Genomic DNA, 12883 nt, shown 5'->3' with positions numbered 1-12883 from the left:
CTCGGGTCCGCCCGTTCAGACGGTCGGAGGGGGCTCGAGGTTGCCGGGGACCGCCCTTGAACGGGCGAGGGCGCGGCGCATCTCCTCGGTGAAGCGGCGGCCGGGGGGCAGGAGTTCGCCGCTGCCGAGGAGCGTGCCGACGGCGTCGCGGGTGTGGCCGTACCAGGTGGTGTGCTCCTGCTCAGCCCGGGGGTCGGGCGGGGCGGCGGCCCGTTCGGTGTGCCAGAAGTCGCAGACGCCGAGGTGGGCGTAGGTCCCCTGGAGGAGCGCGTCGAGCGGACGCGGGTCGGGGCGCCAGGGGGCGTCGTAGCGAGCCGGGGAGGGCGGGCCGTACAGCGGGACCAGGTCGAGCAGGGCGCCGAGCTGGACGTGCAGGAACTCGTGGACCAGGGTGAGCGCGAGGAGCACGGGGTCGCCGGGCGGGGAGAGGGCGACGGCGCCGTAGGCCCGGCGGGCGGCCGAACTGACCGACGTACCGCCGGGGGCGGGGTGCAGCGGCACCAGGGTGGCCAGACAGGCGGCGACGGCGCGGGCGTGCCAGGGATGACGGCGCACGAGAACCCGCCAGGCACCGTCCAGCAACCGCTGCCAGTGGCGGACCTCGTCGGCGGTCTGCGGGCCGGCGGGCAGGTGGCCGTGGACGGCGCGGAAGGGGCCCCGGTCGTCGAGCCGGACGCGAAGCACGACGCCGTCGCACTCGGCGGACAGCACCCGCGACCCGGACAGCGCGTCCGGCCCACCCCGCACCAGCTCACCGAACCAGCCGAGATCGGGCCGCCCGCCCTGCGCCGACTCGGCCAGCGCACGGGCCAGCCCCTCGTCCAGGTAGGGGTAGAGCATCGTCCGCCGCCAACGGTCCGGATCCTCGCGGTGCAACTCGGACAGCCGCCTGTACGGCTCCTCGAAGCCGGCGTCGGGGGGCAGTGCCCGACGCAGGGCCACCGCCAGCAGCATGCGTTTGCCCAACTGGCCCCGGCACAGCACAGCGACGGCGGCGGCACCGCCCCGGGCACGGGCGACGGCGTCGAAGAGGTCGGGGTCGAGGTCGTGGGAGGCGAGGGGGCTGGGGGCGGAGGGGGTGTCAGGGGGTGGACCGGCAGGCCGGAGGGAGGCTGGGTCGGACACGGGGGCTCGCTCCTCGCGGGTCGAGGCGGGCGCGGGGCACCGCCGTCATCTCGGAACCGACCGCGCGGGCGTCGTCCCGACACCGGACGCATCGGCGTCGGCTCGGTATCGGCCGCACCGCCTCGGTCTCGGCACCGGACATGCTGCCGTCGCCCGGCACCAGCCGTCCCACCCTCACCCCGGCACCGACCGCGCCGGCGCCACAAGAGCCGGGACGTCCACGCTCAGGCGACCGGCGATGTGGTCGACGAGGACCGCCAGGTCCGGGCAGTAGACCGACGGGGCCGCGAAGGGGGTGGGTGTCGCCCCGGGACGGTAGCGGTGGGCGTACAGGCCGCCGCCGCAGACCTCCGCGCGGGGGCAGGTCGTGCAGACCGGGGAGAGGCCGGCCCTGCCGCGTTGGCGGGCCCGGAACGCCTCGTGGCGGGCCGCGTCCGCGAAGGTGTGGGTGAAGACGTCCAGGCCGGTGGCCGGGGCGCCCGGGTAGGTGACCTTGAGGGAGTCGGCCTGTTCGATCGTGCCGTCGGTCTCCACGACCACCAGGTCGACCGGGGCGAGCCCGACCGACTCGCTGCGGGCGGTGCCGCCGAGCAGCAGGACCGCGATCTCCTCGAAGAGCCGGATACCGGTCCGTCGGCTCGGGGCTCCGTACCAGTGGTCGAACACCGTGCAGAGCCAGCGCGCGTACGGCACCGGCTCCTCCGGATCGGCTCCGGGTGCCGTGCGGGGCGGAGTCGTGCGGCCCGGCAGGCCCGGTGGCGGGGTGTGCCAGGTGGCGTGGGGCAGGAGCAGGTCCAGGCGGGGCGGGGCGAACTCCAGCAGCGCCTCGTACGTCTCCACCGGGTCGGCGGTCAGGTCGATCGCGCACAGTACGCCCGCGTACAGGGGGCGGTACGGGCCGTCGGCGAGCAACCTCAGCGCTCGTGCGACTCCCGCGTGGCTGCCGCGGCCGTCCGGGCGCCTGCGGTGCCTGTCGTGGCTGGCCGGGGTGCCGTCCAGGCTGACGCCGATCCGTACGCCGTACCGGGCCAGGACCGGTAACAGCGCCGGGTCCTCCGCCAGCCGCAGGCCGTTGGTCTGGAGCGTGAGCCGCAGGGCCGCCACCCCGTCCAGGGCGTCGACGAGCACCCCCAGCAGGGCCTCCAGCCGCGCCGCACCCACCAGCAGCGGCTCGCCGCCGTGCAGGATGACCTGGACCTCGGCCAGCCCATGGGCGCGGGCGTGCTCGGCGATGAGGGCGGCGGCGCGGCGGACCGTCGCCAGATCCATGGCCCGGGGACGGTCGCGCCAGCTCTGGTCGGCCGACTCGTACACGTAGCAGTAGTCGCACGCGAGATTGCAACGGCTGTGGATCTTCAGCAGGAACTGCCGGAAGGGAACCATGGTCCGGCCTCGCTGGATCAGGGGGTGCGGCTTGCGGGTGGCGGCAGCCTACCGCCTGTCAGTTACCGCCCGGGCGCCCTCCCATGACGCGGACTCATACCCCTCCGCTCACGTCGTCGGCGGCTCGATGTCCGAGTCCAGCCGTACCCCCTCCGCGATCGCCCGCGTCGTCGGGTGCTCAGGACCCAGCGTGCGCCTGGCCCGCTCCAGGGCGTCCGCGCGCAGGTCGTCCGCCTCCGTCGTGCGGTTCAGGACGCGCAGGCTCAGCGACAGGTTGGAGGTGCAGCCGATGACGTCGTAGTGGTCGGGCCCGAGGACGGGCAGCAGGCCGTCCCGTACGGCGGTCTCCAGGGCGACGGCCTCCTCGGTGCGGCCCACCGCCACCAGGTCGTTGGCGTGGTTGAGCATGCAGCTGTACGTGTACAGGTGCGACTCCCCCAGGACGGCGCGCAGTTGCTCCGTCGTACGCCCCGAGAACGCGAGCGCCTCCTCCACGCGGCCCAGCAGCCGCAGATACACCGCCATGTTGCTGGCGCAGACCAGGGTGACCGGGTGTTCCTCCCCCAGGTAGTCCTTGTAGCGGCCGAGGGCCCGCTCGGCCAGCTCCAGCGCCTGGCCGGTCTCGCCGAGCGCGGCGAAGTCGCTGGCCAGGTTGCAGGCGGCAGCGAGGGTGTCGTAGTGGTCGGCGCCATGGACCAGGAGGAGACGGTTGTAGATGTCCTGGTCGATGTCGTGGGCCTCGCCGTAGCGGCCGTCCCGGCGCAGCGCGACGGCCAGGTTCTTGCGGGCCCGCAGGGTGTCGCTGTGGCCGTCGCCGAGGATCTGCTGGTAGAGGTGGGTGGTGGTCTCCAACAGCCGTAGCGCCTCCGCCAGTTCCCCGGTCTCACGCAGGTCGCGGGCGTAGTTGTTGGCCAGGCTCAGGGTGCGCGGCTTCATGCTGCCCTGGTTCTGGCGCTGCCGTTCGTAGACCGAGCGGTGCAGTGCCAGGGCGGCCCGGCGGTCGCCGGCCAGATACTCGGACATACCGAGGTTGTTGACGTACATCAGAGTCCGCTGGTGGTCCTCGCCGAACTCGCGGCGCGCCACCTCACAGGTGTTCCGGTCCAGTTCGCGGGCCTCCTGGTAGCGGCCGAGGGCCCGCAGGTCGGCGCCGACGTTGTTGGCCGCGGCGAGGGTGGCGGGGTACTCGGCGCCCCTGGTCGCGGTGAACCTCCGCAGCACGTCGGAGTCGAGTTCGTACGCCTCCGCGAGTCTGCCCTGCGAGCGCAGTACGTTGCCCAGCTGGGTGCGGAGCTGCAGGGTGAGCACGTCGTCGGAGCCGCCGCCCGGGAAGCCCGGCCGCCCCCAGCGTTCCAGGGTGCGGGTGGCGAGGTCGTGGGCCGTGCTGTAGAGGCTGCGCTTCCACAGGTAGCGCACCGAGTCGATGATGAGTCTGCGGACGTCGGGGTTGGGGTCGGCCGAGGCGCGCGACGGTTCCAGGTGCGCCACGAGTTCGTTGTACTCGTTCCAGTCGGCGGTCGCGTCCGGGTTGCCGGGGTTGGCGTCCGCCAGTGCCCTGTGCACCACTCCGCGCAGCTCCGTCCAGCGCGGGCCGACGTCGTCCCGGATGACCGCCTGGACCAGCCGGTGCACGGTGAGGGTCTCGCTGCCCTGGTCGGTGCGGGCCAGCCCGAACCTGCTGAGGGCGCGCAGCAGTTGGGCGACGGCCATGTCGTCGCGGAGTTCGTCGCCGTCCGGGGTGAGGGCGCTGGTGACGGCACGGCTGTAGAGGAGCCGCATGGGGATCGGGTCGGGGCCGAAGAAGGAGCAGATCTCCAGCATCTCGGCGGCCGCCTGGTTGCGCTCGCGCAGCTCGGCCACCGCCAGCTTCCAGGTCATGGCGGCGGAGGTGGGGTACTCCCTGGGCGGCAGCGAGGTGTCGTCGAGGATGTCCGTGGGCCGGTCGCGGAGCCGGGCGAGGTACATCTCGACGGGCATGCTGCTCTGGCTCAGCCAGACCGCCGCCTGGCCCACCGCGAGCGGCAGGTCGCCGAGTTCGTGGGCGACCTGTTCGGCATCCTCGACGGCGAGCAGCGGGCTGAACCTGTTGAGGAGTTCGACGCTCTCCGCGCGGGTGAACACCTCCACCTCGGCCCGGCCCACGCTGTTGACCCAGGCCCGGTCGCGGGAGGTGACGAGCACATGCCCGCCGGGCGGCCCCTCGGGCAGCAGGCCCTCCAACTCGTTGGGGCTGCCCGCGTTGTCGTACACCAGGAGCCAGCGTTTGTACGGCCGTCCCTGCCCGAGCGCGCGCAGCACGGCCTCGGCGGTGCTGCCCACGTCCTCGCCCCCCTCCAGGTCGAGGTAGGGGGCGAGGTCGGCGAGGGCGGAGCGGATGTAGCCGGGCTGGGCGGCGTCGATCCACCAGACCACGTCGTAGGCGGACTTGTAGCGGTGGGCGTACTCCAGGGCGGTCTGGGTCTTGCCCATGCCGCCGAGGCCGTACAGCACCTGACTGGGTACGGCCGCCGCGGGGCCGGTGGTGAAGTGGTCGCGAAGCCGCTCCAGGAGCGGGCCGCGTCCGGTGAAGGTGAGGTTGCGGGAGGGCAGGCGCTGGGCCCCGGGTACCGAGCCGGGGAAGCTGGGCAGGGTGGTGCCGGCGGCCGGGGTCGAGCCGTCCGGGAGCCGACGGCCCGGGGGCACTCCGAACACGGTGACGAGCTGGTCGAAGGCCTCGGCCGGGCCGCTGCGGCCGAGGTCGGCGGCCGTGCTGTCGAGGTAGGCCTCGGCGGCGGCCGGTTCGAGGTCCGGAAGGCGGACCGCGAGCATGCCGGGGCCGTCGGCCGTCTCGTGCCCGGCGAGCTGGAAGCGGATCGCGGCGGCCCGGGGCTGGGCCGCGTACTCGGGGGACAGCAGGGCCAGCAGCCGGCCCTGGCCGCCCAGGGTGCCGGCCACCTCGGGGAGCACGCCGCCGACCGGGCCGACGGTGCTGTGCAGCGAGACCTGGTAGCCGACCGACTCCAGGGCCTCCGCCGCCCACTCGGCCCACATGCGGCCGAGCGGTGCGTAGCTGACGTAGATCTGGGTGGGCAGGGTGCGGGGGACGCGCAGATAGGCGGTGCGCAGTTCGGCGCGCCGCTCCGGGGGCAGCGGGGCGAGACGGCGGACCTGCCCCTCCGATATCCATTCGGTGAGCCGCTCGAAGGCGGTGAGCAGCGAGCGTTCCTGGCGCGGCCGGTCGGCGATCGTGGCGGGTATCTCCTCGTAGGCGTAGAACGCCTTGTACGGGATCTCGATCTCGCCCCAGTAGCGGGCGTGCTCCTCCTCGCCCAGCCAGGACAGGAAGGGGGCGAACTCGGTGCGGCTGAAGTCCCGTCCCGCCTCCAGCCGTTCGGTCTCGGCCTCCTCGACCCGCATGGGGACCGGCAGCACCCTGATGGGCCGGGGCGCGGTGCGCTGTACGGCGGCTGCCGCGTCCACGCCGCCCCGGATGCTCTGGACGCTCATGGTGAAGCAGTCGACGAGGATGTCGGGGAGCAGGATCGTGCAGATGCCGGAGGTGTCGCTGACGCCGGTCCGGCTGTCGATCAGTACGTAGTCGTAGGAGGAGATCATCTCCTCGCGCAGGGCCTGGAGGAAGTGCCCGCCGCCGCGCTGGTCGTAGAAGGTGTGCCAGTTGAAGCTGGTGACGGCGGCGGAGTAGGCGGCCGACTGGCGTCCGGCGGGCACGAAGTCGAGCCGGCCGCCGGAGGGCAGCTCCAGGAGCAGTCCGATGGTGTACGGCGACAGGTCGGCGGCGGCCCGCAGCCAGTCGTCGGCCTCGGCGGTGGCGGTGGCGGCCGTGCGTGGCTGCTCCGGACCGCCACCCCCGGCGGCCGTCGCGCGTACCGCGGGCTCCTGGGGGCTCAGCACGGTCCGTACGTACGACTGCACCATGTTGATCAGACCGTTGGAGGAGCGCAGCTCGGGGTCGACCAGCAGCGGGTGCAGATAGCGGTGCAGGCCGGGGGCCTCCAGGTCCCAGTCGACCAGCAGGACCCGGTGGCCGGCGCTGGCGAGGATCCAGCCGACGTTGGCCAGCGCCATGGTGCGGCCGGTGCCGCCCTTGTACGAGTAGAACGTGACGATCTTGCCCGGTCCGGTAGGCCTGGTGGTCATCGTCCTAGTGGTCATCGTCGTGTGTCCTTAGTAGCGAGGCGCGGGCGGTCCGCCGGGCTCCTCGGGGTCGTGGGAGTCGTGGGGGTCGTGTCCGCCGAAGTCCCGGGGCGGCTCCTGCGGAGCCGAGGGCGCCGGGCCCGGGATGGTGAGGCCGTGCAGCGGCGGCGGGGGCGGGCCCACCGGGAGCCGGTAGGGGGTGGTGCTCTCCATCTCCATCAGCCGGTTCTGCGCCACCGTCAGCATCACGGCGAGCCGGTCGTCGAACTCCTCCGCGTCCACACGCACCCGGAACAGCGGGTCGTGCGGATCGTTGCGCCGACGCCAGTTGCGCCACAGCACCTGGCTCAGGTCCCGCCAGATCACCTCGCCGACGGACTCCTCGTCGGCGTCGTGGCAGGGCACAAGGACGCCGGTGGCCGGGCGGTACTGGCCGTCGTACTCGGCGAGCACGTCCCGGTAGGCCTCGGAGCGCACGGCCCACGGGTCGACCAGCAGGATGCTCGTCTGGTTGTTCACCATCGTCTCGTCGAGGCGCCCGCTCAGACCGGCGTCGACGACCTCGATGTTGCTGGTGTAGCCCTCCTCCACGATCACCTTCTGCGCCCGGTGGGCGACCGTGGGGTACTTGGGCGGGTGGTACGGGGTCCACTCGCGCGGGGATCTGCCGTAGTACTCGGGCCGCTGCCGCCCCTCCGGCAGCGGGTCGGCGACCCCGGCGGCCAGGAAGACCTGGACGTGCCCGGTGCCGGGCTCCGCGGGCCGCTGCTGCTCGGCCACCGGGAACACCCCACGCACCTCGCTCAGGTCGAGGCCGGCGGTGAGCGGCAGCCGGAAGCGGTCCGCGGCCACCCGCACCCGGGCGGCGACCTTCTCGACGACCGCCCGATACACCGGCCCCGTCGGGTCGGTGCGCAGGATGTGCATCAGCCCGTGGGTGGCGTAGTCCTGCCCCATCCCGGCCTCGTTGTACTGATAACGGGCGATCCCGTCGGGCAGCTCGCCCTCCATGGGAGCCCACAGCACCGGTACCAGGGCCGGCACGTCGATCTCGGTCTCCTGCCGGTACTTGTCCAGCCGCTCCCGGAACGCCGTCCACTCCTTGCCGCAGTACTCGCTGCTCAGATAGGAGGGGGAGTACAGCGCGACGAACGCGCGGCAGTGCCCGACGGCGCCGCCGAGCACCCGCGCCCAGTCCGCGCCGAGGCCGAGGCGCTCGACGTCCCGGAACGGCGGCTGTGCGGACGGATCGGCGCCGATGCGGCGCAGCTCCAGCGCGAGATCGTCGTAGAACCGCTTCACGAACTCGTCGCGATCGTCCTTCCGCGCATAGCTGAGGAAGAAGTACGGCTCCTGAACCAAAGCGCCCCCCGATACCTCCCGGGCCGACTTGACGGCATGCCGCCTGTATGCCGGTGCACGTCCGGGTCATGGTCATACCCAGAGCGGTACCGGCTCAAGCTGCCCGACCCGATCTCGAATGCCGGTCCGATGTCAGATCGAGGATTCGAAGGCCGCGTACGGCACCCCGACCGGATTGACCGCCTCTTCGGCCACGCGCCGCAACATCGCTCCCAGCGCGTTGTCCGGCAGCTTTTCGAGCAGTTCGTCCAGCGCGTCCATGCTCAGGTCTGTGACATCGAGCAGACATGAGTCGATCCGGGCGCTAGCGTCCATCGGCATCCTTCGCACATACGCGTGCGCTGTCAGGTCCGTGGCACGCGAAACCTGTCGCAGCGTATAGGGACTGGGACGCCTGATCCAGAACAACAACCCACTCCGTAACCTCCGCACAGCCTTTCGTAGCCGACGCCGCCCCCCGGGGTCACCCCCGGGATGGGGCACACTGGACGTTTGACCGTACGGAAGGGATGTGTACGTACGTGAATGGTCCACTCATCGTCCAGTCGGACAAGACCCTGCTCCTTGAGGTCGACCACGAGCAGGCGGGCGAATGCCGTCGGGCCATCGCGCCGTTCGCGGAGCTGGAGCGGGCGCCGGAGCACATCCACACCTACCGGGTCACCCCGTTGGGCCTGTGGAACGCGCGGGCGGCGGGGCACGACGCCGAGCAGGTCGTCGACGCGCTCGTGCAGTACAGCCGCTATCCCGTGCCGCACGCGCTGCTCGTCGACATCGCCGAGACGATGGACCGCTACGGCCGTCTCACCCTCTCCAAGCACCCGGCGCACGGCCTGGTCCTGACGACCACGGACCGCCCGATCCTGGAGGAGATCCTCCGCTCGAAGCGGATCACCCCGCTCGTCGGCGCCCGCCTGGACCCGGACACCGTGGCCGTGCACCCCTCCGAGCGCGGGCAGATCAAGCAGGTGCTGCTGAAGCTGGGCTGGCCGGCCGAGGACCTCGCCGGGTACGTCGACGGCGAGGCGCACCCGATCGAGCTGGCCGAGGACGGCTGGGCGCTGCGCCCGTACCAGCAGCAGGCCGTGGAGAACTTCTGGCACGGCGGCAGCGGGGTGGTCGTACTCCCCTGTGGCGCGGGAAAGACCCTGGTAGGAGCCGGTTCGATGGCTCAAGCCAAGGCCACGACCCTGATCCTCGTCACGAACACGGTCTCGGCCCGGCAGTGGAAGCACGAGCTGGTGAAGCGGACGTCGCTGACCGAGGAGGAGATCGGCGAGTACAGCGGCACGAAGAAGGAGATCCGCCCGGTCACGATCGCGACGTACCAGGTACTGACGACCCGCCGGAAGGGCGTCTACCCGCACCTGGAGCTGTTCGACTCCCGCGACTGGGGCCTGATCGTGTACGACGAGGTGCACCTGCTGCCGGCCCCGGTCTTCAAGTTCACGGCGGACCTGCAGGCAAGGCGACGCCTCGGCCTCACGGCGACCCTCGTCCGCGAGGACGGCCGCGAGTCGGACGTGTTCTCCCTCATCGGCCCGAAGCGGTTCGACGCGCCGTGGAAGGAGATCGAGGCGCAGGGCTACATCGCGCCGGCGGACTGCGTAGAGGTGCGGGTGAACCTCACCGAGTCGGAACGACTGGCGTACGCCACCGCCGAGACGGAGGAGAAGTACCGCTTCTGTGCGACCACCGCGACCAAGCGCAAGGTCACGGAGGCGATCGTGCGCCGCTTCGCCGGGCAGCAGATCCTCGTCATCGGCCAGTACATCGACCAACTGGACGAACTGGGCGAGCACTTGAACGCGCCCGTCATCAAGGGCGAGACCCCGAACTCACAGCGCGAGAAGCTCTTCGAGGCGTTCCGGCAGGGCGAGATCAGCGTGCTGGTGGTGTCGAAGGTCGCGAACTTCTCGATCGACCTGCCGGAGGCGACGGTCGCCATCCAGGTCTCGGGCACGTTCGGTTCACGCCAGGAGGAGGCCCAGCGCCTGGGCCGGGTACTGCGCCCGAAGGCCGACGGCCACAAGGCGCACTTCTACTCGGTGGTAGCCCGGGACACCATCGACCAGGACTTCGCGGCACACCGCCAGCGGTTCCTGGCGGAGCAGGGGTACGCGTACCGGATCGTGGACGCGGACGAGTTGTTGGCTTCGGACGAGAGCTGACGGAGGCTGGGGCTGTTCGGGAGGCTGATGGCGGCGCCGCTCACCTGCGGCGCACGCCCGCCTCCTCCCCGTATTCGCCGAGGAGTACGACGCTCAGGGCGGCGCCGGTGAACACCTTGACGGCGCGGAGGGCGCCGCCGAGGCGGTGGCTGTGGCCGCCCTTGACGGCGGTGGCGCCGGGGCGACGGGAGGACACGGACGCGGGGGTGAAGGTTGCTGCGCTCATGTATCCATGGTTGCCGCCGGGGCTTGCGATGCCATCGGTCTGCGGGGCGAACCTCCGTCGTATCGGCGTACGACTTCGGGTGGACGTCTCCTCTATAGGAAGGTGGAGCCCGCCCCCTAGGGGACTACGGACGACGTAGCCAGGGGCGAGCGTGCTGCGGGCGTCGAAATTGATTGGCGTCCGCCTCATCCCCTCCCCTAGGATCTCCGCTCTTGCCCGCCTCCCGCTCACGGAGTGCCGCCGCCCGGACGGAAACCGGTCGGCTCTCGACGTCACACCCCAGCAGCAGAAGCAGATGCGCAGCAGGTATCCGGAGGCACCCCCTTGTCCAGCCCCATCCCCATGCCCACGTCCGACGACCCCCTCGGCCGCGAACGCTCCCACCTCGCCGCCTCCCGAGGCGCCCTCCGGGCCATGCGTGAGGACGCGGAGGCCCTCGACATCAAGGACGTCACCGCGAACTGGGTCAACGCGGCGGTCCTCTCCCGCCAGATCGAGGAGCGGATCAAGGCCCTCGCCGACCTGAGCCACACCCCGCTGTTCTTCGGCCGCCTCGACTACCTGCACGCTCCCGGCGCCGAGCAGGCCGAGGGTGCGGAGGGGGAACGGTTCTACATCGGTCGCCGGCACGTCCACGACGCCGACGGCGACCCCATGGTCATCGACTGGCGTGCCCCGGTGTCCCAGCCGTTCTACCGGGCGTCCAAGAACGCCCCGATGGACATCGGGCTGCGCCGCCGATTCGGCTACACCGGCGGCGACCTCACGGCCTACGAGGACGAGCACCTCTCCGACCCCGCCGAGGCCGCGGCCACCAGCAAGCTGCTCCAGCAGGAGATCGAGCGCCCGCGCGTGGGCCCGATGCGCGACATCGTGGCGACCATCCAGCCCGAACAGGACGAGATCGTACGCAGCGGGCTGAGCGGCTCGGTGTGCGTGCAAGGGGGTCCGGGTACCGGAAAGACGGCGGTAGGCCTCCACCGGGTCGCCTACCTCCTCTACGCCCACCGCGAGCGACTGGCCCGTACCGGCACCCTGGTCATCGGCCCGAACAGCTCCTTCCTCCACTACATCGAGCAAGTGCTGCCCGCCCTGGGCGAGTTGGAGGTCAAGCAGGCGACGGTCGACGACCTGGTGGCCCACGTGGAGGTGCGCGGCACGGACGACGCGCCGGCGGCGGTCATCAAGGGCGACGCGAGGATGGCGGAGGTTCTCCGCAGGGCGGTGTACTCCCACGTGAGCCTGCCGACGGAACCCGTGGTCGTGGTACGGGGCTCACGCCGCTGGCGAGTCCCGGCGTACGAACTCGAAGTCATCGTCCGGGAGTTGCTGGACCGGGGCATCCGGTACGGCGCCGCCCGCGAGGCCCTGCCGCAACGCATCGCGCACGCGGTACTCGTACAGATGGAACGGTCGGGCGAGGCACCCGACGACCGCGTCCAGGACGCCGTGGCCCGCAACACGGCGGTGAAGGCGGCGGTGAAGACGCTCTGGCCGCCGGTCGACCCCGCGAAACTGGTCCTGCGCCTCCTGACGGACGCCGATTTCCTGGCCGTCCACGCGGCCGGGATCCTCGACGAGGACGAGCAGAAGGAGATCCTCTGGGCGAAGCCGGTTCGGTCGGTGAAGTCGGCCAAGTGGTCAGCCGCGGACGCCGTGTTGATCGACGAGACGACCGACCTGGTCCAGCGCACGCACTCGCTCGGGCATGTCGTCCTGGACGAGGCGCAGGACCTCTCGCCGATGCAGTACCGGGCGGTGGGCCGCCGCTGCACGACGGGCTCGGCGACGGTCCTCGGCGACCTCGCACAGGGCACCACGCCCTGGGCGACGAGGAGTTGGGAGGAGGCGCTCGGTCACCTGGGCAAGGGTGACGCGCTGGTGGAGGAGCTGACGGCAGGCTTCCGCGTCCCGACGGACGTGATCACGTACGCCTCCCGCCTCCTCCCGCACATCGCACCGGGTCTGACCCCGGTGGCGTCGGTCCGCGAGAACCCGGGGTTCTTCGAGGTAAGGGAGATCAGCGATACGCCCGAAGTGGTGAGCGCCTGCGAGGAGTTGCTCCGCAACGAGGGCTCGACGGGCCTGATCGCGGCGGACGCGCGGATCGCGGCGCTGGCGGAGGCGTTGGGGGAGGCGGGCATCGGATACCTGTCCCCGGGCGAGGAGACAACGCAGGAAACCCGACTGACCCTGGTCCCGGCGTCGTTGGCGAAGGGCCTGGAGTACGACTACGTGGTCCTGGACGAGCCCCGGGCGGTGGTGGACGGCGAGCCCGACGAACGCACGGGCCTGCGGCGGCTGTACGTGGGGCTGACGCGGGCGGTCTCGGGGTTGATCGTGACGCATGCGGCTGCGCTGCCACCACAGCTGGCCTAGCAACCGCACGTTCTTTCACGCTTCAACCAAGCCGCCCCGCTCACCGGGCCGTTGGCGCGAAGTCGTATCCCAAAAGGGGTATATTATCCCTATATAGCGGCAA

The 12883-nt window shown here is 71.6% G+C and carries 8 protein-coding genes; 2 read left to right on the top strand and 6 right to left on the bottom strand.

The window, feature by feature from the left end; all coding sequences use genetic code 11:
* Positions 1 to 15: 15 nt before the first annotated feature.
* The 5 genes from ACFYXF_RS22235 to fxsA all read right to left on the bottom strand — a co-directional run bounded on the left by ACFYXF_RS22235 (position 16) and on the right by fxsA (position 8319).
* Positions 16 to 1125, bottom strand: a complete 1110-nt coding sequence (locus tag ACFYXF_RS22235; protein WP_389351565.1) for an aKG-HExxH-type peptide beta-hydroxylase — start codon at positions 1123 to 1125, stop codon at positions 16 to 18.
* Positions 1126 to 1299: 174 nt separating this feature from the next.
* Positions 1300 to 2508: an FxsB family cyclophane-forming radical SAM/SPASM peptide maturase gene (locus ACFYXF_RS22230; protein WP_389351563.1), complete on the bottom strand. Its 1209-nt coding sequence runs from the start codon at positions 2506 to 2508 to the stop codon at positions 1300 to 1302.
* A gap of 108 nt (positions 2509 to 2616) precedes the next feature.
* Positions 2617 to 6660 carry an FxSxx-COOH system tetratricopeptide repeat protein gene (fxsT, locus tag ACFYXF_RS22225; RefSeq protein WP_389351561.1) on the bottom strand — a complete coding sequence of 1348 codons (4044 nt, stop codon included), beginning with the start codon at positions 6658 to 6660 and terminating at the stop codon, positions 2617 to 2619.
* Between the two features lie 12 nt (positions 6661 to 6672).
* On the bottom strand, positions 6673 to 8004 hold the full coding sequence (gene fsxC, locus ACFYXF_RS22220) for an FxsC protein (RefSeq protein ID WP_389351559.1): 1332 nt from the start codon (positions 8002 to 8004) through the stop codon (positions 6673 to 6675).
* 132 nt (positions 8005 to 8136) lie between these two features.
* The gene (gene fxsA, locus ACFYXF_RS22215; RefSeq protein WP_389351557.1) at positions 8137 to 8319 is read right to left on the bottom strand and encodes an FxSxx-COOH cyclophane-containing RiPP peptide; all 183 of its coding nucleotides are present in this window, start codon (positions 8317 to 8319) and stop codon (positions 8137 to 8139) included.
* A 206-nt stretch (positions 8320 to 8525) separates the two neighbouring features.
* On the opposite strand from fxsA, the gene ACFYXF_RS22210 reads away from it, so the two are divergent.
* Entirely contained in the window at positions 8526 to 10175 is a 1650-nt protein-coding gene (locus tag ACFYXF_RS22210) for a DNA repair helicase XPB (RefSeq protein WP_389351555.1), read from the top strand.
* 40 nt (positions 10176 to 10215) lie between these two features.
* On the opposite strand, the gene ACFYXF_RS22205 is transcribed toward ACFYXF_RS22210, so the two are convergent.
* Positions 10216 to 10401 (bottom strand): hypothetical protein, encoded by a 186-nt coding sequence (locus ACFYXF_RS22205; protein ID WP_389351554.1) that lies wholly within the window; start codon positions 10399 to 10401, stop codon positions 10216 to 10218.
* Between the two features lie 342 nt (positions 10402 to 10743).
* On the opposite strand from ACFYXF_RS22205, the gene ACFYXF_RS22200 reads away from it, so the two are divergent.
* Positions 10744 to 12780 carry a HelD family protein gene (locus tag ACFYXF_RS22200; RefSeq protein WP_389351552.1) on the top strand — a complete coding sequence of 679 codons (2037 nt, stop codon included), beginning with the start codon at positions 10744 to 10746 and terminating at the stop codon, positions 12778 to 12780.
* The last annotated feature ends 103 nt before the right edge of the window (positions 12781 to 12883 follow it).

The sequence above is a fragment of the Streptomyces sp. NPDC002680 genome, assembly GCF_042889145.1.
GTDB lineage: Bacteria > Actinomycetota > Actinomycetes > Streptomycetales > Streptomycetaceae > Streptomyces > Streptomyces adonidis.
This window is presented reverse-complemented; position numbering and strand designations above follow the sequence as displayed.

Excerpts from the sequence above, each read along its gene's own strand:
- ACFYXF_RS22230 (WP_389351563.1), bottom strand. The coding sequence starts at position 2,508 with ATGGTTCCCTTCCGGCAGTTCCTGCTGAAGATCCACAGCCGTTGCAAT.
- fxsT (WP_389351561.1), bottom strand. The coding sequence starts at position 6,660 with ATGACCACTAGGACGATGACCACCAGGCCTACCGGACCGGGCAAGATC.
- fxsA (WP_389351557.1), bottom strand. The coding sequence starts at position 8,319 with ATGGACGCTAGCGCCCGGATCGACTCATGTCTGCTCGATGTCACAGAC.
- ACFYXF_RS22205 (WP_389351554.1), bottom strand. The coding sequence starts at position 10,401 with ATGAGCGCAGCAACCTTCACCCCCGCGTCCGTGTCCTCCCGTCGCCCC.
- ACFYXF_RS22200 (WP_389351552.1), top strand. The coding sequence starts at position 10,744 with ATGCCCACGTCCGACGACCCCCTCGGCCGCGAACGCTCCCACCTCGCC.